The sequence below is a fragment of the Pseudoxanthobacter sp. M-2 genome, assembly GCF_046156265.1.
Lineage (GTDB): Bacteria > Pseudomonadota > Alphaproteobacteria > Rhizobiales > Segnochrobactraceae > CAMDHY01.
Genome location: NZ_JAWDIR010000011.1, coordinates 70881 through 92676, shown reverse-complemented (window position 1 = coordinate 92676; position 21796 = coordinate 70881). Strand labels below are relative to the sequence as shown.

The following is a 21796-nucleotide window of genomic DNA, read 5'->3' as shown; positions in this document are numbered from 1 at the left end:
ACCCCGCGTCTCGCGGACCGCGCCCCCGGCGTCAGATCAGCCGGATGTTGGCGAAGGCCTTGCTGATCCAGCTGCCGCTGTCGTTCTCCGGGCCATAGCCGCCGGTCTGCAGGAGCGTGTAGGTGCTCTTGTACCAGGGGCTGTCCGGGAAGTTGTGGCCGAGCACGGCGGCGGCGGTCTGCGCCTCCTTGACGACGCCCATGGCGTAATAGGCCTCGGCGACGCGCGCCAAGGCCTCCTCCACGTGCCGCGTCGTCTGGTAGTCGACGATGACGATGCGGAAGCGGCTGATCGCGGCGATGTAGTCCTTCTTGTAGAGATAGAAGCGGCCGACCTCCATCTCCTTCCCGGCGAGCTGGTCCTTCATGGCGAGGACCTGCTTGCGCGACTCGTCGGCGTACTCGGAGTCCGGATAGCGCCGGACGACCTCCTCGTAGGCGCCCATCGCCTTGGCGGCCATCTCCTGGTCGCGCGTCACGTCCGGGACCTGATGATAGTAGGACTGGCCGATGATGAAGAGCGCGTAGGCGGCGTCGGGGCTGCCCGGGAACAGCGTCAGGAAGCGGCGGGAGGAGTTGATCGCCTCGGTGTAGTTGCCGCGCGAGTACTCGACATAGGCGGTCATCACCATCGCCTTGCGGGAGTACTCGGAATAGGGGTGCAGCTGGTCGAGCTTCTCGAAGGTGCGCGTCGCCTCGCGGAGGTCGCCGCGCTGCATGTAGGCGAGGCCCTCGTTGTAGAGCTGGTCGGCCGGCGTATCGTCGAGGAACAGGTCGTCTTCCTTGTCGGCGCAGGCGGCGAGCGCGAGCCCGCAGGCGACGACGGCGGCAAGCACGCCGGAGCGGCGCCAGACGGTCCGCCTCGAGTTGGCGACCCGCGTGGAGAACGCGGTCCGCTTCGAGAAAATGGGCTCCGGCAAGCGTCCCTCCAGGCTCGACTAACGCAGCGGCAGACCGGGGCGTGGTGCGGCTGCGCGACGTTCCGCATACACCGAATCAGCGAACAGACGCCACGGATGTGGAGCGAGGCTGTCGACGGTCGCTGTGATGCGCGGGAGTTTGGAGCGAAACTATGGCGCGGCCGCGGCCGACGTCCCGGAAGCGACGGCGAATTCGTCGCGCTGGGGGGCGGTCGGCGGGAGCGTCGTCGCTCCGGCGCTCAGGAGCGCTCGGGGCCGTAGGCGGCGGCGGCGACCGCCGCTCCGAGCTCGGCGTGACCAACCTCGCGCACCGTCTCGCGGCGGGTGTCGAGCTCGACGATCTCGTAGGCCGAGGGGTCGGCGAACAGCGCCTTCAGCACCGCGACGTTGATGCGGTGGCCGCCCTTGTAGGAGCGGTAGAGGCCCTGGATCGGATAGCCGGCGAGCGCGATGTCGCCGACGGCGTCGAGCGCCTTGTGGCGGACGAACTCGTCTTCCCAGCGGGTGCCGTCGGGATTGAGGACGCGGTCACCGGCGATGGCGATGGAGTTGTCGAGCGAGGAGCCCTTGGCGAAGCCCATCGCCCACAGCCGCTCGACGTCGCTGATGCGGCCGAAGGTGCGGGCCCGCGACAGCTCGCGGCGGAACAGGCCGGGGGAGAGCTCGAACTCGATCGACTGCGTGCCGATGAGGTCGGTGTCGAAGGCGATCGTCACTTCGAAGCGGGCGGTCGGCCAGGGCTCGAGCTCGCCGAAGGCATCGCCCGAGTCGACCCGCACCGGCTTCAGCACGCGCAGGACACGGCGGCCGGACGACTGCGTCACGGTGCCGACCTGCTCGAACGCCTCGACGAAGGCGGCGGCGCTGCCGTCCATGATCGGCATTTCGGGGCCGTCGACCTCGATCACGGCGTTGTCGATGCCGTAGGCCGCGAGCGCCGCCATCAGGTGCTCGACGGTGGAGACCGAGGCGCCGGAGCGGTCCGCGACGACGGTGCAGAGCTCGGTGGCGGTGACGGCGCGGAAGGTGGCGGAGATGCCGGCGTGACCGTCTTCCAGATCGGACCGGATGAAGACGATGCCGGTGTTAGGCTCGGCGGGGTAGAGGACGACGGTGGCGGGCTCGCCGCTGTGGACGCCGATGCCCGAAAGGCAGACGCTGTCGGCGAGAGTCTTCTGAAGAGCGTGCCCAGCCCGCGCCATCGTCCGTCCCTTCCGGTCGCCGCCGAAGTGCGACCCGCCCTTACGCCACTCGGTCGAAATACGCTCGACCCCGGATCGCCTCGGTTCGGCACCCGCCCCTCGCAGGGGGCGCGGCGATCTCGTAGGCGGAACCTAGCCAGAGCGGCCGACCCAGCAAAATCACGCTTCCTTACCGTTTGTAACAACAACCACCCTTTTGAATCCCTTAACGAACACGGCGCCCGGCCGATGGATCGGCGGGCGCCGTGAAGGAGGTGCCGCACGCCCCCGCGGGGGCGCCGGCGGCCGGTTCCGTGTCAGTTCGCCTGGCGGCGCAGGAAGGCCGGGATCTCCAGCTGGTCATCGTCGTGATGTCCGCGCGGAGCCTGGCGCTGCGGCTCCTGCTCCGGGGCGCGGGCGCGCTGGTAGGGATCGGCCTGCGGGGCGCGCGGGGGGGCCCGACGGACCGGCTCGACCGGGGCGGCTTCCGCGACCGGAGCCCGGCGCGGGGCCGCCGGCGGGGCGACGGGAGCGCGGACCGGCGGCTCGTCATCGTGATCGGCGTGGCGCGACAGGCCGCTCGCGATGCGCCGAAGAAGGCTCATCGGACGCTTGTCCTCCTCGTGCGCCTCCTCGCGCTCGGCGCCGCGAATCGCTCCCTGCGTGTGGGCCGGGAAATCCTCGAGGCGCGGCATGCGCGGCGACACGCCGGCCGGACGCTCCGCCACCGGCGGCACATAGGGCTCGACCTCCGGCTCTTCGTCCTCGTAGTGGACTTCCTCGCCGTGGGCGTCGATCGCCGCGTCGAGGTGCGCCGGCGCGTGGTGATAGTCGCCCATCATCGGCTCGACCGCCGCGATGGCGACGGGCGCAAGATCGGCCTCCAGCGCAGCGGCGGCACGGGCCTCCACCGTCGCGACCCGCGCGGCGGCGACCGCCGGGGCGTTCGCCTTGCCGCCGGTGACGGTGCGCAGGCGGTTGGTGAGCTCGGCGAGCCGCGCCTCGGTCGGCGTGACGTCCTCGCGCATCTCCTTGTCGATGCCGGTGGCGACGACGGAGACGCGGATGATGCCCTCGAGGCCGTCGTCGAAGGTGGCACCGAGGATGATGTTGGCGTCCGGGTCGACCTCCTCGCGGATGCGGGTGGCCGCCTCGTCGAGCTCGAACAGCGTCAGGTCCTTGCCGCCGGTGATCGAGATGAGAAGGCCGCGGGCGCCCTTCATCGAGGTCTCGTCGAGCAGCGGGTTGGAGATCGCCGCTTCCGCCGCCTGGCTGGCGCGCTTGTCGCCGGAGGCCTCGCCGGTGCCCATCATCGCCTTGCCCATGCCGCGCATGATCGAGCGGACGTCGGCGAAGTCGAGGTTGATCAGGCCTTCCTTGACCATCAGGTCGGTGATGCAGGCGACGCCCGAGTAGAGCACCTGGTCGGCCATCGCGAAGGCATCGGCGAAGGTCGTCTTCTCGTTCGCCACCCGGAACAGGTTCTGGTTCGGGATGACGATGAGCGTGTCGACGCTCTTCTGAAGGTCCTCTATTCCGGCCTCGGCGATCCTCATGCGGCGCTGGCCCTCGAACTGGAAGGGCTTCGTCACCACGCCGACAGTCAGTATACCCATCTCACGGGCCGCCCGTGCGATGACCGGGGCAGCACCCGTGCCGGTGCCACCGCCCATGCCGGCGGTGATGAACACCATGTGCGAGCCGGCGAGGTGGTCGTTGATCTCGTCGATCACCTCCTCGGCGGCGGCGCGGCCGACCTCGGGCTGGGAACCGGCGCCGAGACCCTCGGTGACGGCGATGCCCATCTGGATGATGCGCTCGGCCTTGGCGAGGCTCAGCGCCTGCGCGTCGGTGTTGGCGCAGACGAAGTCGCAGCCCTGCAACCCCGCCTGGATCATGTTGTTGACGGCGTTACCGCCGGCACCGCCGACACCGAAGACGGTGATGCGGGGCTTGAGCTCGGTGATGTCGGGCATCTTCAGGTTGATCGTCATGGTTGCCTCGTCGCGTGATGGCGTGCCCGCTCTTGACCGCGGCCGTCCGTCCCTCTGCCTGCCGCCCTCGGGCCCGCGCCCTCGGACAACGATTCTCCGCACCGCCTCATGATGCGCTCCCGAACCACCGCCCGACCCGGGCGAGGTAGCCGTCCGTTCCCGTGAGGCGCAGGCGGGACTGACGAATGGGGAACTGCTCGAACTGCACCACCTGCGGGTAGACCAGCAGGCCGACCACGGCGGCGAAGGCCGGGCCCTTGGCCGCTTCCGGCAGCCCGGCGACGCCGAGCGGCCGGCCGAGGCGGATGGAGCGGCTGAGGATGCGGCGCGCCACTTCCGGCAGGCCGGTGAGCTGGCTCGCGCCGCCGGTGAGCACGATGCGGCGTCCGATCTTGCCGGCGAAGCCGGAGGCGACCAGGCGGTCGCGGACGATCTCGAGCGTCTCCTCGACGCGCGGCCGGATGATCCGGTTGAGCTCGGCGCGCGGCACCTGGGTGGCGGAGGACGCGTCGTCCTCGCCGATCGGGTGGACGGTGAGGATGTCGCGCTCGTCGGCCGAGCCCGGCAGCGCGCTGCCGTGCAGCGTCTTCAGCCGCTCGGCGTCCTGCACCTTGATCGACAGGCCGTTGGCGATGTCGAGGGTGACGTGGGCGCCGCCGACCGCGATGGCGTCGGCGTGAACGAGATGGCGATCGGAGAACACCGCGAGCGAGGTGGTGCCGCCGCCGATGTCGACGCAGGCGACGCCGAGCTCGGATTCGTCCTCGACCAGGGTGGAGAGGCCGCTCGCATAGGGCGTCGCCACCATCGCCTCGACCTCGAGGTGGCCGCGGCCGACGGTCAGCAGCAGGTTGCGCAGCGGCGCCGTGTCGGCGGTGACGACGGTGCAGTCGATGCCGAGCCGGCGGCCGAGCATGTTGCGCGGGTCGCGGATGCCGCGGCTGCCGTCGAGCGTGTAGCCGATCGGAAGGGTGTGCACCACGGTCCGCCCCTCGCTGACGGAGTGGGCGCCGGCGGCGGAGAGAACACGGGTGATGTCGCCGTCGTTGACGGTCTCGCCGACGAGATCGACGGTCGTCCCGAAGCTCTCGCTGCCGAGGCGGCCACAGGTCACCGTGACGATAAGTGATTCGACCGTGACGCCGGCCATCCGTTCGGCCGAATCGACCGCGAGCCGCACCGCCTGCTCGGCGGCGTCGAGGTCGACGACGACGCCGGACTTTACGCCCCGCGCCCGCTGGTAGCCGTAGCCGAGGATCTCGATCGCGTGGGTGCGGCCGGCCAGCACGTCGGCGGAATCCCGCGGGCGCAGCCGGGCGATCAGGCAGGCGACCTTCGTCGAGCCGACGTCGAGGACGGTGACGATCGCCGAGCGCCGCTGCGACAGCGGCTTCAGGCGGCTCATCGGGTCGGGCTGGCCGAAACGCATTACGTTGCCGCCCCTTTTCGCTTCGCCTGCTTGGCGAGATCGGTACGCCGCTTTTCCGCCGCTTCGGGCGTCAGGCGGATGGTGATGCGGTCGGGAATGCGCAGGTCGACGATGGCGACGTCGCGCTGCAGAAGCTTCGCCTGCGCCTCGAGCCGCACGACTTCCTGCAGCGCCGCCTCCTGGCCCACTTCCGGCAGGCGGATCGTCGGCCCGTCGGTCAGGAGCACGTCCCAGCGGCGGTCGCCGATGCGCACCAGCGCCGCGACCCGATCGGCGAGCGCCTCGTGGGCCGAAACCATCGCCATCGCCGCCTCGGCGAGCTCCGGCGCGCCCCGCCCGGCCACCATCGGCAGCGTGTCGTAGGAGACGTCGAACTCGTCGGTGATCAGCACGCCGTTGCGGTCGATCAGGAAGACGCGGTTGCCGTCGTGCCAGCGGGCGAAGGCCTGCTTCTCGGTGACTTCCACCGACAGCGCGTCGGGATAGAGCTTGCGGATCGTCGCCGAGGCGATCCACGGCAGCGTCTGCAGCCGGTCGCGGGCGTCGGCGACGTCGAAGGCGAGCAGCGAACCGCCCGGCTCGATCGACAGCGCCGCGAGCAGCGCCGAATCGGAGGTCTCGATCTGGCCGGTGAGGCGGACCGCGGAGATCTGGAAGCCGGAGCGGGCGGTGACGAAGTCGACGAGCGCGGGCCCGTGGCCGCCGAGCACGACGCCGTAGCCGACGAAGGCGGCGAGAAGGGCGGCGGCCGAGATCGAGCCGGCGTGGCGCGGCACCCGCTCCACGACCTCGCCCAGCCGCTTCATCCAGCGGCGCGAGGAGGAGCGGCCGATCGGCAGCGGCTCGCCGGGAAGCGCCGCCGTCCGTCTTGCTCCAGTCGCCGCTTGCCCTACCGACCGCAACTCGCGTCCTCCACCATCCACTCGACCAACTCGCCGAAGGACATCCCGTCGTGCGCCGCGAGATCGGGCACCAGGGATGTGGGCGTCATGCCGGGCTGGGTGTTGACTTCGAGGAGGACCAGTTCCTCGCGAGACGGGTCGAAGCGGAAGTCCGCCCTCGATACGCCCCTGCACCCCAGCGCGCGATGCGCTTCGAGGGTCACCTTCCGGCAGGTTTGGTTAACGTTCGGTGAAAGACGGGCGGGCACTTCGTGCCGTGAACCGCCGGGAACATATTTCGAGTCATAGTCGTAGAAGGCGTGGCCGACGGGCACGATCTCCAGCACCTCGGTCGCCCGGTCGGCGATTACCGCGCAGGTCAGTTCGTGGCCCGGCACGTAGCGCTCCGCGAGCAGGAATTCGCCATAGCGCCAGTCCTCGCGGAAGAGCTCCTGGGGCGGGTGCTCGGCGTCCTCGCGGACGATCAGCACGCCGTAGCTCGACCCCTCGGCGATCGGCTTCAGGACGTAGGGCGGCGCCATGACGTGCTCGCGCGCGGCGTCGAGGCGGTTAACGATCTGGTGCTCGACCAGCGGCAGCCCGGCGGCCGCGAAGACGAGCTTCGCCTTCTCCTTGTTCATGGCGAGCGCCGAGGCGAGCACGCCGGAGTGCGTGTAGGGAACGCCGAGGAACTCGAGCACGCCCTGGATGGTGCCGTCCTCGCCGAACGGCCCGTGCAGGGCGTTGAAGGCGACGTCCGGCTTCAGCTCGAACAGCTCGCGGCCGACATTGCGGGTAACGTCGATGCGGGTGACCCGGTAGCCGCGCTCCTCGAGCGCCTTGGCGCACTCGCGCCCGGACGACAGGGACACCTCGCGCTCGCTCGAGAACCCGCCCATCAGGACGGCGACGTGCTTCGTCGCGGCCATCAGCCTCTCCCCAGAAATGGTTGCACGTCGCCGCCGGCACGGAATTCGCCGAGGCGCTTGATCTCCCACTCGAGCCGGACGCCGGAGGTCTCGAGCACGCGGGCGCGCACCGTCTCGCCGAGCCGCTCGATGTCCTCGGCGGTGGCGCCGCCGGTGTTGATCAGGAAGTTGCAGTGCATCTCCGACACCTGCGCGCCGCCAACCGCGAGACCACGGCAGCCGGCCGCGTCGATCAGCTGCCAGGCGCGCGCACCGGTCGGGTTCTTGAAGGTCGAGCCGCCGGTCTTTTCGCGGATCGGCTGCGCCGCCTCGCGGTGCGCCTGCACGGCGTCCATCGCCGCCCGGATCGCCGCCTCGTCCTCCGCCGGCCCCTCGAACAGCGCCTGCGTGAAGATCAGCTCGGACGGCGCCGCCGCGTGGCGGTAGCCGTAGCCCATCTCGGCGTTGGTCAGGGTGTGCAGCGTGCCGGCGCTGTCGAGGGCGCGCACCGCCACCACCCGCTCGCGCGTCTCGGTGCCGTTCGCGCCCGCGTTCATCCTGAGCGCGCCGCCGAGGCCGCCGGGGATGCCGTGATAGAAGGCGAAGCCCCCGATGCGGTGCTCGAGCGCGAAGGCGGCGAGCCGCTTGTCCGGCAGCGCCGTGCCGGCACGGATGCGCGTGCCGTCTTCCACCGACAGCGCCCCGAAGCCGCGCATCGACAGCCGCACCACGGCGCCCGGAATGCCGCCGTCGCGGACGATGAGGTTGGAGCCGAGGCCGATCACGGTGACGGGCACGTCCGCCGGAAGCGCCTGAAGGAAGGCCGCGAGGTCCTCCTCGTCCGCCGGCTGGAACAACAGCTGTGCGGGACCGCCGGCGCGGAACCAGACGAGGTCGGCCAGCGGCGCGTTCGCCGCGAGCGAGCCGCGGATCTGAACCTTGTCGAGAAGGGGACGGAGGTCGGGGAAGGTCATAGCGGCCGCCCCGGGTGGAACGACGTCCCTCCCCTGCCAGGGGGAGGGACAGCCGGCGCAGCCGGCAGGGTGGGGCCTGTCAATCCGAACGCAGGCTCGCGTTGGGATTGACGGGCCCCCACCTGCCGCGCCTGACGGCGCGGCTGTCCTCCCCCCTGGCAGGGGGAGGACAGAGCCGCCGCAACTGTTCGCGCAAGTTCCCTCACCCCTTGCCCCCGTCCAGCGCGGCGAGGTCCTTCGGGAGCGCATACGCCCACTGGGTGATCGAGCCGGCGCCGAGGCAGACGACGATGTCGCCGGGGCGCACCAGGCCGCGGACGAGGTGGGCGAGGTCGCCCGGGCCCGGCAGGGCGATGACGCTGCGGTGGCCGCTGGTGCGCAGGCCCTGGACGAGGCCGTCGCGGTCGGCGCCGGCGATCGGCGCCTCGCCGGCGGAGTAGACGTCCGCCACCACCACCGTGTCGGCGTCGTTGAAGCAGGTGCAGAAGTCCTGGAACAGGCTCGACAGCCGCGAGTAGCGGTGCGGCTGCATCACCGCCACCACCTTGCCCTTGGTCGCCTCGCGCGCCGCCGCCAGCACGGCGGAGATCTCCACCGGATGGTGGCCGTAGTCGTCGAAGACCGCGACGCCGTTCCAGTCGCCGGTGTGGGTGAAGCGCCGCTTGACGCCCGAGAAGCCGGCGAGCCCGGCACGGATCGCATCCGCGCCGATGCCGAGGCGGTGGGCGACGGCGATGGCGGCGGTCGCGTTCGAGACGTTGTGGCGGCCGAGCAGCGGCAGCGCGAGGTCCTCGATCGCCGTCTCCGTGCCGGCGGCGCGGTCGCGCACCAGCACCGAGAAGCGCGACATCCTCGGCTCCATCGAAAGGTCGAGGAAGCGCACGTCGGCCTGCGGGTTGGCGCCGTAGGTGATGATGCGGCGGTCGTCGATGCGGCCGACGAGGGCCTGCACCTCCGGGTGGTCGAGGCACATCACCGCGAAGCCGTAGAACGGCACGTTCTCGACGAATTGCTCGAAGGCGTCGCGCACCTTGTCGAAGGAGCCGTAGTGGTCGAGGTGCTCGGGATCGATGTTGGTGACGATGGCGATGTCGGCCGGCAGCTTGACGAAGGTGCCGTCGGACTCGTCCGCCTCCACCACCATCCAGTCGCCGGCGCCGAGGCGGGCGTTGGTGCCGTAGGCGTTGATGATGCCGCCGTTGATGACGGTCGGGTCCATGCCGCCGGCGTCGAGCAGCGCCGCCACCAGCGAGGTGGTGGTCGTCTTGCCGTGGGTGCCGCCGATGGCGATGGCGTGCTTGAAGCGCATCAGCTCGGCGAGCATCTCGGCCCGCCGCACGATCGGCAGGAAGCGCGCCCGCGCCGCCACGAGCTCGGGATTGTCGTGCTTCACCGCCGAGGAGACGACGATCACCTCGGCCTGGCCGATGTTCTCGGCCGCGTGGCCGATCGCGACCGGAATGCCGTTCTCGCGCAGGCGGGTGACATTGGCGCCCTCGGCGACGTCGGAGCCCTGCACGCGGTAGCCGAGATTGTGCAGCACCTCGGCGATGCCGCTCATGCCGATGCCGCCGATGCCGACGAAGTGCACCGGTCCGATATCCTGGGGCATCTTCATGGGATCAGTGTCCTTGGCTGTGGATCGGTCGGCGGGCGGCGACGGCCTCGACGAGATCGGCGAGGCGCTCGACCGCATCGGGGCGCCCCACCGTCCGGGCGGCGCTGGCTGCGGCCGACAGTCGTGCGGGATCGGCGAGGAGAGTGGTCAGTTCGGCGGCGAGCCGCTCGGGCGTCAGCTCGGCTTGCGGAAAACTCCAGGCGCCGCCGGCCTTGGCGATGACGGCGGCATTTGCCGCCTGGTCCTGGTCGCGGGCGTGCGGCAGCGGCACCAGGATCGACGGCCGGCCGATCGCCGCGAGCTCCGCCACCGTCGAGGCGCCGGAGCGGGCGACGACGAGGTGGGCGTGCGCCATCCGCGCCGGCAGGTCGGTGAAGAACGGCGCGAGCTCGGCGGCGACACCGATCTCCGCATAGGCGGCCCGGGTGCGCGCCAGATCCTCGTCGCGCGTCTGCTGGACGATCGACAGCCGCGCCCGCAGCGCCGGGTCGAGGGCGGCGATCGCCGGCGGCACGAGGTCGGCGAAGACGCGCGCGCCCTGGCTGCCGCCGAAGACGAGAAGACGGAGCGTTCCGCCCGGCTGCGGCGGGTCGTAGGGGATCGCGGCTGCCGCCACCACCGGCGGACGCACCGGGTTGCCGGTGTGGACGGCGATGCCCGCGTGCGCGCCGAGGCCACCGGGGTTCGGGAAGCCGGTGGCGATCGCGGTTGCGAAGCGGGCGAGCAGGCGGTTGCCGAGCCCCATCACGGCGTTCTGCTCGTGCAGCAGGATCGGCACGCCGCAGAGCCGCGCCGCCACCAGCGGCGGCACGGTCGGATAGCCGCCGAAGCCGATCGCGGCCGCGGGCTTCAGCCGGCGGACGATCGGCAGCGCCTGCAGCGTGCCGCGGCCGAGCGTCAGCGCCGTGCCGGCGAGCGCCACCGGGGAGCGGCCGTTGACGGTGGCGGCGGCGATCAGGTGCACCTTGCGCGCCGGAAAGTCGTGGCCGTAGCGGTCGGCGCGCTCGTCGGTGGCGAGCTCGACGACATGACCGCGCGCCTTGAGCGCGTGCGCCAGCGCTTCCGCCGGGAACAGGTGCCCGCCGGTTCCGCCCGCCGCGATCAGGATGGCGCCCGGCGCCGTCGTCATGCCGTGCGTTCCCGCATCACCAGCGGCCGCTTCGGCAGCACCGCGTCGATGCGCGGCCGCCGCCGGGTCAGCGCCAGCACGAAGCCCATGCCCAGCGCCACCGCGATCAGCGACGAGCCGCCGTAGGAGATGAACGGCAGCGTCATGCCCTTCGCGGGCATCAGGTGGAGGTTCACCGCCATGTTGATACAGGCCTGCACGCCGAACAGCACCAGCAGCCCGGAGGTGGCGAGCCGCACGAACATGTCGTGCTCGCGTTCGGCGTGGCGCAGGCCCCGGATGACGACGAAGGCGAAGGCGAGCACGATCAGCCCGCAGGCGAGGATGCCGAACTCCTCGGCCGTGACGGCGAAGACGAAATCGGTGTGGCTGTCCGGCAGGATCAGCTTCACCGTCCCCTCGCCCGGCCCGCGTCCGAGCCAGCCGCCAGAGACGAACGACTCGATCGCCGTCTCCACCTGGAAGTTGTCGTGGGCGTCGGGGTTGAGGAAGCGGTTGATGCGGCCGGCGACGTGGGGCAGCAGGAAGTAGGCGCCGATCAGGCCGGCCGCGCCGAGGCCGGCGAGGAAGACGGTGAGGAACCACGACAGCCCGGCGAGGAAGAACAGCGCCCCCCAGACGATCGCCACCAGCATCGCCTGGCCGAAGTCGGGCTGGGCGACGAGCGGTGCCAGCACCATGGCGAGCAGCAGCGCGGCGAGCGGCTTGCCCGGCACCTCCGGCCGCTTCGCCCCCTCTGCAAACAGCGCCGCCACCAGGATGACGAAGGCGGGTTTGAGGAACTCGGACGGCTGCAGCGAGATGCCGAGGAAGGAGATCCAGCGTGTCGAGCCCTTCACCTCGGCGCCGAAGAACAGCGTCGCGACGGTGAGCAGGAAGGCGAACAGGAAGACGCCGACGGCGGTGAGCCGCACCTGTGCGGGCGACAACAGCGAGATGCCGAGCAGCACCAGCACCGCCGGCACCGCGAAGAACGCCTGCCGCTGCACGAAGTGGTAGCTGTCGATGTTGAGCCGCTCGGCCACCGGCGGGCTCGCCGCGAAGGAGAGCACGATGCCGCCGGCCATCAGCACGAGCACGGCGAGGAGCAGGTAGCGGTCGACGGTCCACCACCACTCGGCGAACAGTCCGCGATCGGCGCGTGTCACCATCAGGCGTGTCCTCCGAAGCGGGTGCCGGGGAGAGAGCGGACGAGGGCGCGGAAGGCGTCGCCGCGGGCCTCGAAGTTGGCGAACTGGTCGTAGGAGGCGCAGGCTGGCGACAGCAGCACCACCGGCTCCTCCGCACCGTCGGCGGCCGCCGCGGCGGCGGCGTGCGCCACGGCGGTCTCCAGCGTGCCGGCGATCTCGTGCGGGACGTCGGTGCCGAGCGTCTCGGCGAACTCCGCCGCCGCCTCGCCGATCAGGTAGGCGCGGGCGACGCGGCCGAACAGCGGCCGCAGCGGCTCGATGCCGCCCGCCTTCGCCTTGCCGCCGGCGATCCAGTGGACGCGCGGGAAGCTCGCCAGCGCCTTTTCGGTGGAGTCGGCGTTGGTGGCCTTGCTGTCGTTGACGAAGACGACACGGCCCTGCCGGCCGACTTCCTCCAGCCGGTGCGGCAGCCCGCCGAACGACGGGAGCGCCGCGGCGATCGTCGCCGCATCGACGCCGAGCGACCGCACGGCGGCGATCGCCGCGGCAGCGTTCTGGGCGTTGTGGGCGCCGCGCAGCGTGCCGATGCCGGCGAGCGACCAGCGGGCTAGCTCCGCCCCGTCCTGCCACTCGACGACCGCCGCACCATCGGCGGCGAACGAGCGGCCGCGCCCGCCGAGCGGACGCTCAGCCGAGATCGCGATGGTCGCGGTGCCCGGGTCGCGGCCGGCGCGCAGGAGGTTCGCGAGGAAGCGCCCCTCCGGCTCGTCGACGCCGACGATCGACACCGTCGGCCGCCCCACCTCGAACATCCGCCGCTTGGCCGCGAAGTAGCCGCCGTGGCCGCCGTGGCGGTCGTGGTGATCGGGCGTCAGGTTGAGGAAGATGCCGACATCGGGCGAAAGCCGCCGCGCCTGGTCGATCTGGAAGGACGACAGCTCCAGCACGACGACATCGCCCGGGCCGGGCGGGTCGAGGTCGAACACCGGGCGGCCGATGTTGCCGCCCATCTGCACCGCGCGGCCGGCCTTCTCGAGGAGGTGCCGCGTCAGCGCCGTCGTCGTCGACTTGCCGTTGGTGCCGGTGATGGCGACCACCGCCGCACCCGAGTGGGCGATCGTCTCGAAGAACAGGCCGATCTCGTTGTCGACCGGCACGCCCTCGCCCCAGGCCCGGCGGATCACCGCATGCGGCTCGGGGTAGAGGTGCGCGACGCCGGGGCTCGCCACCAGGAGATCGACCGCCGGCCAAGCGCCGCCGGCGAGGTCCGCCGCCTCGACGCCGGGGCGGAGTTCCCGTTCAACGGCGGCCGAGCTGTCGTCGGTCACCACCGCCGTCGCCCCGCCCGCCACCAGCGCGGCGACGACGGCGCGCCCGGCCTTGCCGAGGCCGAGCACGGCGACACGTCGACCGGCATAGCGGGGGAGCGGGATCATCGGCGGCTCACCGGAGCTTCAGGGTGCTGAGCCCGATCAGGGCGAGCACGACGGCGATGATCCAGAAGCGGATGACGACCTGCGGCTCGGTCCAGCCGAGCTTCTCGAAGTGGTGGTGGATCGGCGCCATCCTGAAGACGCGCTTGCCGGTGAGCTTGAACGAGGCGACCTGGATGATCACCGACACCGCCTCGAGCACGAACAGGCCGCCGATGATGGCGAGCACGATCTCGTGCTTCGTCGCCACCGCCACCGTGCCGAGCATGCCGCCGAGCGCCAGCGAGCCGGTGTCGCCCATGAAGATCGCCGCCGGCGGCGCGTTGAACCACAGGAAGCCGATGCCGGCGCCGATGACGGCGCCGCAGAGCACCGCGAGCTCGCCAGCGCCGACGACGTTGTGGATCTGCAGGTAGTCGGCGAACACCGCGTTGCCGGCGAGGTAGGCGATGACGCCGAAGGAGCCCGCCGCGATCATCACCGGCACGATCGCCAGGCCGTCGAGGCCGTCGGTGAGGTTCACCGCATTGCCGGCGCCGACGATCACGAACAGCGCGAAGGCGACGTAGAACCAGCCGAGGTTCAGCACCAGTTCCTTGACGAACGGGAAGGTCAGCGTGGTGGCGAACGGCGCCACGCCCACCGAGGCGATGGCGAAGGCGGCCGAGCCCGCGATGGCGATCTCGATCAGGAGCCGCACCCGCCCGGAGAAGCCCTTGTGGGTCTGCTTCGTCACCTTCAGGTAGTCGTCGTAGAAGCCGACGAGGCCGAAGCCGATGGTGACGAGCAGCACGATCCAGACGTAGGGGCTGGTGAGATCCGCCCACAGCAGCGCCGAGACGATGAGGGCGGCGAGGATCATCAGCCCGCCCATCGTCGGCGTGCCACGCTTGGTCAGGAGGTGGCTCTCCGGCCCGTCGGCGCGGATCGGCTGGCCCTTGCCCTGGCGCATCCGGAGCGCATTGATCGCCCACGGTCCGGTGATGAAGACGAACAGGAGCGCCGTCATCATCGCCCCGCCGGTGCGGAAGGTGATGTAGCGGAAGACGTTCAGCCAGGAGACCTGGCCCGAGAATTCCGCGAGATAGGTGAGCATCCGCCGACTACCCCCGCTTCGCCGCGTCGGCCGCCGATGCGAACCGCGCCTTGAGGCCGGCCACGATCGGCGCCATGCGGCTGCCGTTGGAGCCCTTCACCATGATCGCGTCGCCCGGCCGGACGCCGGACAGGATCGCTGATTCGAGCCCCGAAGAGGCGTCCGCATAGACGCCGCGGCGGGCCTCCGGCAACGCCTCGAACAGCGACCGCATCAGAGGGCCGCAGCAGTGCACGACGTCGATGCCCTCGGCGGTGAGATCCTCGGCGAGGCCGGCGTGCAGGTCGGCCGCGGCGTCGCCGAGTTCCAGCATGTCGCCGAGCACCGCGATGCGCCGCCCCTCCCCCGACACCGGCGCGAGGCGCAGCACGGCGAAGGCGGCGCGCATCGAGGTCGGATTGGCGTTGTAGCTTTCGTCGATGAGGAGCGCCGTGCCGTTGCCCACCGTCAGCGTGTGCAGGGCGCCGCGGCCGGCGGGCGCGCCGAAGCCGGCGAGCGCCGCCGCCGCAGCCGGCACGTCGGCGCCGAGTTCAGCCGCCGCCGCCAGCACGGCGAGGCTGTTCATCACCAAGTGTCGCCCCGCCGCGCCGATCCGGTAGGTGATCGGCTTCGCCAGCATCTCCGCCGTCACCGTCGAGCCGTCGGCACGCAGGTCGGCGTGGACGAGGCGGATGTCGGCGCCCGGCAGTTCGCCGAAGCCGAGGATGCGGTGGACGCCGGCGTCGCGCGCCGCGTTGGCGAGCCGCGCATAGAAGCGGTTGTCGCGGTTGAGGATCGCCGCGCCGCCCGGCTCCAGTCCCAGCAGGATCTCGGCCTTGGCGTCGGCGATCGCCTCCTCGGAGGAGAAGTAGGCCGAGTGCACCGCCGCGATGGTGGTGATGATGGCGGCGTGCGGGCGCACGAGCTTCGTCAGCGGCGTGATCTCGCCGGCCGCACTCATGCCGATCTCGAAGACGCCGAAGGCGGTGTCGGCCGGCATGCGCGCCAGCGACAGCGGCACGCCCCAGTGGTTGTTGAAGGAGGCGACGGAGGCGTGCACCGGGCCGCTCGGGGCGAGCGCCACCCTAAGCATCTCCTTGGTGCCGGTCTTGCCGACGCTGCCGGTGACGGCGACGATGCGCGCCGCACTGCGCGCCCTTGCCGCCGCCGCGAGCCGTCCGAGCGCCGCCAGCACGTCGTCGACGACGACATAACGGCCGTCCTCTGGCAGCGACGCGAGCCGCTCCTCGGCCACCACCGCGCAGGCCGCGCCGCGCGACAGCGCCGCGCCGACATAGTCGTGGCCGTCGACGCGCTCGCCGAGGATGGCGAAGAACGCCTCACCCGCCGTGATCGTCCGGCTGTCGATGGAGATCCCGCCGATCTCCGTCAGCACCGGGCCGACGATCCGGCCCTCGGTCGCCTCCGCCAGCGCATCGGTCGTCCACAGCGGCGTGCTCATTGGGCGGTCTCCCCGAGCGCTTCGCGCACGACGGCGTGGTCGGAGAAGGGCAGCGTCACGTCGCCGACGATCTGGCCGGGCTCGTGGCCCTTGCCGGCGACCACCAGCACGTCGCCCGCCTTCAGCATGCCCACCGCCTCGAAGATCGCCGCGCGGCGGTCGGCGATCTCGAGCGCCCCGGGGGCAGACGCGAGGATCGCGGCACGGATCGCCACCGGCGGCTCGCTGCGCGGGTTGTCGTCGGTGACGATCGCCACATCGGCGAGGCGCGAGGCGACGGCGCCCATCAGCGGCCGCTTGCCGCGGTCGCGGTCGCCGCCGGCGCCGAACACGACGATCAGCCGGCCGTCGGTGAGGGGGCGCAGCGTCTCGAGCACCGCCTCCAGCGCATCGGGCTTGTGGGCGTAGTCGACGAACACCGGCGCGCCCTCGGCGGTGCGGCCGACGAGGTCGAGCCGGCCCGGCGCACCCTCGAGGTCGGCGAGCGCCGCCAGCGCCTCTGCCGCCGGCACACCGGCCGCGACGGCCAGCCCCGCCGAGACGAGGGCGTTGGAGACCTGGAAATCGCCGAGCAGCGGGAGCCGGACGATGTGCCGTCCGCCTTCGGCCTCGACCACGAGGCGTTGTCCGACGGCGTCCGGCAACACGTCGACGAGCTTCAGCGTGGTGCCGAGCGAGCCGACGGTGATCAGCGGCAGGCCACGCCGGCGGGCGGCGGCGACAACGGCGGCAGCCTTCGGTGCCGAGGGGTCGACCACCACCGGCGCACTGTCCGGCAGCAGCGTCTCGAACAGCCGGAGCTTCGCCGCGAGGTAGCTCTCCACCGTCGGGTGGTAGTCCATGTGGTCGCGGCCGAGATTGGTGAAGGCGGCGGCGGCGAAGCGCACGCCGTCGAGCCGGCGCTGGTCGAGGCCGTGGCTGGAAGCCTCCAGGACGGCATGCTGGATGCCGTCGCGGGCCAGCGCGGCGAGGTCGCGATGCAGGACCACCGGGTCGGGCGTCGTCAGATTGCCGTAACGGGTGCCCGCGGCGGTGACGATGCCGAGCGTCCCGAGGCTCGCCGCCGGCCGGCCGGCCGCCTCGAGGATCTGCCGGGTGAAGGCCGCGACCGAGGTCTTGCCGGCCGTGCCGGTGACGGCGAGCACCGTCTCGGGCTGCGGGGCGTAGAGGGCGGCGGCCATCAGGGCGAGCCGCCGGCGCGGGTCGGCGTCGCGCAGCACGGGCACGCCGAGCCCCTCCGGCACCTCGGCGACCCGGTCGAGCAGCACCGCCACCGCACCCGCCGCCACCGCGTCGGCGACGAAACGCGCGCCGTCGGCTTTCGAGCCCGCGAGGCCGGCGAAGACGAAGCCCGGCTTCACGGCGCGGCTGTCGGCGGTCAGGCCGGCGACGGCGATGGCCGCATCGGTGGCCGTCACCAGATCGGGTGCGAGGTCGGAGAGCATCGGCGGCATCGGATCGCGACGTTCGAGGAAATGGATACGCAGGCGAAATACAGGTCGGCGAGCGGCGGCGACGCCGCAATCAGTAGGAAACGAGCAGCGGACCGGCGTTCGGGTCACGGAAGCGCGGTTCGACGCCGAGCAGCGGGCCGGCGCGACGGATGATCGCCGAAACGGTCGGGGCGGCGTTCAGGCCGGCGGTGCGGCCGCCGCCGGTCTTCGGATCGGGCTTCGGCTCGTCGACGACGACGAGGACGAGGTAGCGCGGATTGTCCATCGGGAAGGCGGCGAGGAAGGAGTTGAGGTTCTTCTCCTTCGAGTAGCGCCCGCCGACCACCTTCTCGGCGGTGCCGGTCTTGCCGCCGACGCGGTAGCCCTTCACCTCGGCGCGCCGGCCAGAGCCCTTCTCGACGTTCATGCGGAACATCGTCCGCATGGCGGCGCTGGTCTCCTCTGAAACGACGCGCGTCGTCACCTGGTCGGCCTCGGCGCGGGTGCGGGCGAAGAATGTCGGCGGGATGTAGCGCCCGCCGTTGACCAGCGCCGCGCCCGCCACTGCCGTCTGCATCGGGCTGACCGACAGGCCGTGGCCGAAGGAGGTCGTCACCGCGACAATCTCCTTCCAGTTGCCCGGCACGATCGGCGCGCCGACCTCGGGAATGTCGGTCTTCAGCTTCCCGAGGAAGCCGAACTCGCGGAAGAACTGCTGCTGGCGGGTCGGGCCAAGCTGCAAGGCGAGGCGCCCGGTGCCGATGTTGGAGGAGTAGATGAACACCTCCGGGATGTTCAGCACCCGGCCCTTGCCGTGGAAGTCACGGATGGTGTGGCGGCCGATCGAGATCGGTCGCGAGGCGTCGACGGTCGAGTCCATCGACGCGACGCCGGCCTCGAGCGCACTCGCGATGGTGAACATCTTGAACACCGAGCCCATCTCGAACACGCCGGCGGTGGCGCGGTTGAGGCGGTCCTTCTCCAGCGCCTGGCTCGGGATGTTCGGATCGACTTCCGGCAGCGAGTGCATCGCCACCACCTCGCCGGTGTCGACATCGAGGATGATGCCGACGGCGGCGATGGCGCGGTAGCGCTCCATGGCGCGGGCGAGTTCGTCGCGCACGACGTGCTGGACGCGCAGGTCGATCGACAGCCGCACCGGCTCGAGGTTGCGCGTCTGCGCGAAGCCGAGCGCATGCAGGTCCGACAGGCCACGCCCGTCGATCGTCCGCTCGACGCCGGCGATGCCCTGGTTGTCGATGTTGACGAGGCCCATGATGTGGCCGGCCACCGCGCCACCCGGATAGAAGCGCTGCTTCTCGACGAGGAAGCCGACGCCCGGCAGGCCGAGGTCGTGGATCGGCCGCTCGAGGCTCGGCGAGAGTTCGCGCTTCAGCCAGACGAAGCCCGCCTTGGAGGCGAGCTTGTGGCGGGTGTCGGCGTTGCCGAGGTCCGGCAGGATGGTGGAGAGGAGCTCCACCGCCTCGTCGGCGTCGACCACCTTGCGCGGCTCGGCGAACAGCGACACCGAGCGGATGTCGGTGGCGAGGATCTCGCCGTTGCGGTCGAGGATGTCGGGGCGCGTCGCCGCCACCGCGTCCTGGGCGGAGCGCCACGCGGCCGAGGGCGGCAGCTCGGACAGGCCGAGATAGACGAGCCGTCCGCCGATCACCATGAACAGCGCGGTGAAGCATACCATGGCGAGGCGGACGCGGCCGCCGCCACCCTCGTCACGGCGCACCGCGGGGACGCGGCGCCGGCGCAGACGCGACCACAGGCTCATCGGTCCACCTCCGGGCTGAACGTCGTCTCGTCGACCTCGTCTCCCACCGGCTCGACCGACGGCACGGCCGTGTCGCCGAGCGGCATCGGCGCGTCGATCGCGGCAGCGGGTGCCGCGGCGGGCTGCGAAGCAATGGCGGGTGCAGCGCTGGCGGGTGCGGTGGCGACCGGCACGGACGGCGCAGCCTCGGCGTCGTGCTCGCCCTCCTTCGGGGCGGGCGGCGGCGGCGGCCACGGCACGTCGTCGATGGTGCCGATCTGCTCGGTCTTCATGACATCGAGGGTCAGCACGTCGGGATGCAGCTCGACGATCTTCTGCAGCCGCGCCGGCTGGTCGAGCATGCTCCACTCGGCGTTGAGCTCGGAGATCTTCTCGCGCTCGGCGTCGATCTTGCGCTTCAGCTTGGCGACGTCGCGGGCCTCCTTCGAGGCCTGGCGCTTCTCTTCAAAGACGACGCCGGCCGCGCCGATCGCGGCGAGCGCCAGCAGGATCGACAGCGAGCGGCTGAGCGACAGGCGGCGGGGTTTCCTGGCTGTCGTCACCACGTCAGCCTCCCAGGCTCGAGATGGACACCGACGGCACGCCGAGGGCGTGCACGTCGATCGGCCGGGCCGGCGCCGCGGTGCGCTCGCCGGTCCTCAGGTGCGCCGAGCGGGCGCGCGGATTGCGGGCGACCTCGGCGTCGCCCGGCGACAGCGCCGCCCGGTACGGCAGGCGGAAGGTCGGCGGCTCGATCGCCTCTTCCGGCAGGTGGCGCGAGCCACCGGCGCGCTCGCGCGAGCGGTCGGCGAAGAAGCGCTTGACGATGCGGTCCTCGAGGCTGTGGAAGGCGACGACGACGAGCCGGCCCCCTTCGACGAGCAGCCGCTCGGCGGCGGCGAGCGCATCAGCCAGCTCGTCGAGCTCGCGGTTGACGGCGATGCGCAGCGCCTGGAACGTCCGCGTCGCCGGGTGGATGGCGTCGCCGGCGCGGCGGACCACCTTCTCGACGACGGCGGCGAGGTCGAGCGTCCGCTCGAACGGCCGCTCCTCGCGGCGCGCGACGATCGCGCGCGAGATCGCCGAGGCCCGCCGCTCGTCGCCATAGAGGCCGATCAGGCGGGTGAGCTGCTTGCCCTCGAGGCCGTTGACGAGATCGGCCGCCGTCGGCCCATGCTGTCCCATGCGCATGTCGAGCGGCCCATCGAAGCGGAAGGAGAAGCCGCGTTCGGCCTCGTCGAGCTGCATCGAGGAGACGCCGACGTCGAGCACGACGCCATCGACGTGGGGGTGTCCCGCCGCCTGGGCGAGGGTGTCGAGATCGGCGAAGCGGCCGTGCACGAGGGTGAGGCGGCCCTCGGAGGCGGCTTCGAGCGCGCGGCCGGCGGCGATCGCAGTGGGGTCGCGGTCGATCGCCACCACGGTGGCGCCCGCGGCGAGGAGGGCGCGCGTGTAGCCGCCCGCCCCGAAGGTGCCGTCGACGATGACCGCCCCCGGCCGGGGGCCGAGCGCCTCGACGACCTCGTCGAGCATCACCGGCAGATGGCGCGGGTCCGCGGCGAGGGCGGGATCGGACGAAAGGGGTGTGTCGGTGGCGCTCACGACGCGGCCCCTCCGGCGGGACCGGCGGTACGGCCCTCCAGCACGGCGAGCGCGCGGCGGTGGGACTCGACGCGGTGAGCGGCGAAGCGGGTGGGCTCCCAGATCTGGAACTTCAGGCCGTGGCCGACGAAGACGACGGTATCGACGATGCCGGCGTGGGCCTTGATCGTCTCCGTCATCGTCACGCGCCCCTCCCCGTCGATCTTCAGAACCTCGCTGGAGCCGAACAGTGCCGTCGCCAGATAGTCGTGCTCGGAGGTGAGCGTCCGCAGGCCCTCGAGGCGCTTCTCGATCTCGCCGAGGAGCCAGTTGCCGCCGGCATCCACCGCCTCGAGATGCGGCGAGGGATAGCAGTACAGGCCCTCGAACCCGTCACGGCTCAGCACGGCGCGGAACGGCGCGGGGATGGAGACCCGCCCCTTCGCGTCGAGCCGCATCGTGAAGTTCGACACGAAGCCGTGCATCGCCCACCCCGTTCGACGGCCACTGGCGCCCCCTCGGGGGTCGCCGGACGCCGTCGGCCGAAAAAACGAAGGCGACGAAACTCCGGTGCCACGCACAGGACGCGCCGCGCCTGCGGTGCCGAAAAATGCGGTCCGGAACCGCTCTCAGCCTGAGCATGGAAGGGCCGGAACCCGTCTCGCTCCGGGATGATTTGGGATATCATGGGCGCCCATGGGCGTCAATGGAATCGAAAGCATGTGGACCGCTTTCGGCGACCCTCACCCTGCCCCTGGAATGGTTGAGGAAGCGTTGCCGAGGGCCGGGTGGCGCGCTCGGTCGGACGGGTCGAATCACCAGCGTGCGCGCACACTTCGGCGCTCCCGTGGCGCAGTCCGCCGCGGGCCAAAGCACGTTCAAAACTG

General features: G+C 71.6%; 18 protein-coding genes. All 18 read right to left on the bottom strand.

Annotation, left to right across the window (positions count from 1 at the left end; translation table 11 throughout):
• Positions 1 to 31: 31 nt before the first annotated feature.
• The 18 genes from RUR49_RS05500 to RUR49_RS05415 all read right to left on the bottom strand — a co-directional run bounded on the left by RUR49_RS05500 (position 32) and on the right by RUR49_RS05415 (position 21394).
• Positions 32 to 919, bottom strand: a complete 888-nt coding sequence (locus RUR49_RS05500) for an outer membrane protein assembly factor BamD (protein ID WP_409145368.1) — start codon at positions 917 to 919, stop codon at positions 32 to 34.
• Between the two features lie 239 nt (positions 920 to 1158).
• The gene (lpxC, locus tag RUR49_RS05495; protein ID WP_409145367.1) at positions 1159 to 2121 is read right to left on the bottom strand and encodes a UDP-3-O-acyl-N-acetylglucosamine deacetylase; all 963 of its coding nucleotides are present in this window, start codon (positions 2119 to 2121) and stop codon (positions 1159 to 1161) included.
• Positions 2122 to 2417: 296 nt separating this feature from the next.
• Complete coding sequence (gene ftsZ, locus RUR49_RS05490; RefSeq protein ID WP_409145366.1) at positions 2418 to 4094, bottom strand: cell division protein FtsZ; 1677 nt, start codon at positions 4092 to 4094, stop codon at positions 2418 to 2420.
• 106 nt (positions 4095 to 4200) lie between these two features.
• Positions 4201 to 5523, bottom strand: a complete 1323-nt coding sequence (ftsA, locus tag RUR49_RS05485) for a cell division protein FtsA (RefSeq protein WP_409145365.1) — start codon at positions 5521 to 5523, stop codon at positions 4201 to 4203.
• A complete protein-coding gene (locus RUR49_RS05480; protein ID WP_409145364.1) occupies positions 5523 to 6425 on the bottom strand; it encodes a cell division protein FtsQ/DivIB in 903 nt (300 codons plus the stop codon). The genes ftsA and RUR49_RS05480 overlap by 1 nt, the downstream gene beginning before the upstream one ends.
• On the bottom strand, positions 6413 to 7333 hold the full coding sequence (locus RUR49_RS05475) for a D-alanine--D-alanine ligase (RefSeq protein ID WP_409145363.1): 921 nt from the start codon (positions 7331 to 7333) through the stop codon (positions 6413 to 6415). Before RUR49_RS05475 ends, RUR49_RS05480 begins: the two co-directional genes overlap by 13 nt.
• A complete protein-coding gene (gene murB, locus RUR49_RS05470; RefSeq protein ID WP_409145362.1) occupies positions 7333 to 8286 on the bottom strand; it encodes a UDP-N-acetylmuramate dehydrogenase in 954 nt (317 codons plus the stop codon). The genes RUR49_RS05475 and murB overlap by 1 nt, the downstream gene beginning before the upstream one ends.
• 202 nt (positions 8287 to 8488) lie before the next feature.
• Positions 8489 to 9904: a UDP-N-acetylmuramate--L-alanine ligase gene (gene murC / locus RUR49_RS05465; RefSeq protein WP_409145361.1), complete on the bottom strand. Its 1416-nt coding sequence runs from the start codon at positions 9902 to 9904 to the stop codon at positions 8489 to 8491.
• Positions 9905 to 9908: 4 nt separating this feature from the next.
• Positions 9909 to 11033, bottom strand: a complete 1125-nt coding sequence (murG, locus tag RUR49_RS05460; protein ID WP_409145360.1) for an undecaprenyldiphospho-muramoylpentapeptide beta-N-acetylglucosaminyltransferase — start codon at positions 11031 to 11033, stop codon at positions 9909 to 9911.
• On the bottom strand, positions 11030 to 12184 hold the full coding sequence (locus RUR49_RS05455) for an FtsW/RodA/SpoVE family cell cycle protein (RefSeq protein ID WP_409145359.1): 1155 nt from the start codon (positions 12182 to 12184) through the stop codon (positions 11030 to 11032). Before RUR49_RS05455 ends, murG begins: the two co-directional genes overlap by 4 nt.
• Positions 12184 to 13599, bottom strand: a complete 1416-nt coding sequence (gene murD / locus RUR49_RS05450) for a UDP-N-acetylmuramoyl-L-alanine--D-glutamate ligase (RefSeq protein ID WP_409145358.1) — start codon at positions 13597 to 13599, stop codon at positions 12184 to 12186. Before murD ends, RUR49_RS05455 begins: the two co-directional genes overlap by 1 nt.
• Positions 13600 to 13606: 7 nt before the next feature.
• Positions 13607 to 14692, bottom strand: coding sequence for a phospho-N-acetylmuramoyl-pentapeptide-transferase (mraY, locus tag RUR49_RS05445; protein ID WP_409145357.1), 1086 nt, complete (start codon positions 14690 to 14692; stop codon positions 13607 to 13609).
• A 7-nt stretch (positions 14693 to 14699) separates the two neighbouring features.
• The gene (locus RUR49_RS05440; RefSeq protein ID WP_409145356.1) at positions 14700 to 16133 is read right to left on the bottom strand and encodes a UDP-N-acetylmuramoylalanyl-D-glutamyl-2,6-diaminopimelate--D-alanyl-D-alanine ligase; all 1434 of its coding nucleotides are present in this window, start codon (positions 16131 to 16133) and stop codon (positions 14700 to 14702) included.
• A complete protein-coding gene (locus RUR49_RS05435; protein ID WP_409145355.1) occupies positions 16130 to 17578 on the bottom strand; it encodes a UDP-N-acetylmuramoyl-L-alanyl-D-glutamate--2,6-diaminopimelate ligase in 1449 nt (482 codons plus the stop codon). The genes RUR49_RS05440 and RUR49_RS05435 overlap by 4 nt, the downstream gene beginning before the upstream one ends.
• Positions 17579 to 17657: 79 nt before the next feature.
• Complete coding sequence (locus RUR49_RS05430; protein ID WP_409145354.1) at positions 17658 to 19349, bottom strand: peptidoglycan D,D-transpeptidase FtsI family protein; 1692 nt, start codon at positions 19347 to 19349, stop codon at positions 17658 to 17660.
• Positions 19346 to 19891 carry a hypothetical protein gene (locus RUR49_RS05425; protein ID WP_409145353.1) on the bottom strand — a complete coding sequence of 182 codons (546 nt, stop codon included), beginning with the start codon at positions 19889 to 19891 and terminating at the stop codon, positions 19346 to 19348. Before RUR49_RS05425 ends, RUR49_RS05430 begins: the two co-directional genes overlap by 4 nt.
• A gap of 4 nt (positions 19892 to 19895) precedes the next feature.
• On the bottom strand, positions 19896 to 20930 hold the full coding sequence (rsmH, locus tag RUR49_RS05420; protein ID WP_409145352.1) for a 16S rRNA (cytosine(1402)-N(4))-methyltransferase RsmH: 1035 nt from the start codon (positions 20928 to 20930) through the stop codon (positions 19896 to 19898).
• Positions 20927 to 21394: a division/cell wall cluster transcriptional repressor MraZ gene (locus RUR49_RS05415; RefSeq protein WP_409145351.1), complete on the bottom strand. Its 468-nt coding sequence runs from the start codon at positions 21392 to 21394 to the stop codon at positions 20927 to 20929. Before RUR49_RS05415 ends, rsmH begins: the two co-directional genes overlap by 4 nt.
• Positions 21395 to 21796 lie beyond the last annotated feature (402 nt).

Excerpts from the sequence above, each read along its gene's own strand:
- RUR49_RS05440 (WP_409145356.1), bottom strand. The coding sequence starts at position 16,133 with ATGAGCACGCCGCTGTGGACGACCGATGCGCTGGCGGAGGCGACCGAG.
- murB (WP_409145362.1), bottom strand. The coding sequence starts at position 8,286 with ATGACCTTCCCCGACCTCCGTCCCCTTCTCGACAAGGTTCAGATCCGC.
- ftsA (WP_409145365.1), bottom strand. The coding sequence starts at position 5,523 with ATGCGTTTCGGCCAGCCCGACCCGATGAGCCGCCTGAAGCCGCTGTCG.
- RUR49_RS05435 (WP_409145355.1), bottom strand. The coding sequence starts at position 17,578 with ATGCTCTCCGACCTCGCACCCGATCTGGTGACGGCCACCGATGCGGCC.
- mraY (WP_409145357.1), bottom strand. The coding sequence starts at position 14,692 with ATGCTCACCTATCTCGCGGAATTCTCGGGCCAGGTCTCCTGGCTGAAC.
- ftsZ (WP_409145366.1), bottom strand. The coding sequence starts at position 4,094 with ATGACGATCAACCTGAAGATGCCCGACATCACCGAGCTCAAGCCCCGC.
- RUR49_RS05430 (WP_409145354.1), bottom strand. The coding sequence starts at position 19,349 with ATGAGCCTGTGGTCGCGTCTGCGCCGGCGCCGCGTCCCCGCGGTGCGC.
- RUR49_RS05475 (WP_409145363.1), bottom strand. The coding sequence starts at position 7,333 with ATGGCCGCGACGAAGCACGTCGCCGTCCTGATGGGCGGGTTCTCGAGC.
- RUR49_RS05415 (WP_409145351.1), bottom strand. The coding sequence starts at position 21,394 with ATGCACGGCTTCGTGTCGAACTTCACGATGCGGCTCGACGCGAAGGGG.
- murG (WP_409145360.1), bottom strand. The coding sequence starts at position 11,033 with ATGACGACGGCGCCGGGCGCCATCCTGATCGCGGCGGGCGGAACCGGC.
- murC (WP_409145361.1), bottom strand. The coding sequence starts at position 9,904 with ATGAAGATGCCCCAGGATATCGGACCGGTGCACTTCGTCGGCATCGGC.
- lpxC (WP_409145367.1), bottom strand. The coding sequence starts at position 2,121 with ATGGCGCGGGCTGGGCACGCTCTTCAGAAGACTCTCGCCGACAGCGTC.
- RUR49_RS05455 (WP_409145359.1), bottom strand. The coding sequence starts at position 12,184 with ATGGTGACACGCGCCGATCGCGGACTGTTCGCCGAGTGGTGGTGGACC.
- murD (WP_409145358.1), bottom strand. The coding sequence starts at position 13,599 with ATGATCCCGCTCCCCCGCTATGCCGGTCGACGTGTCGCCGTGCTCGGC.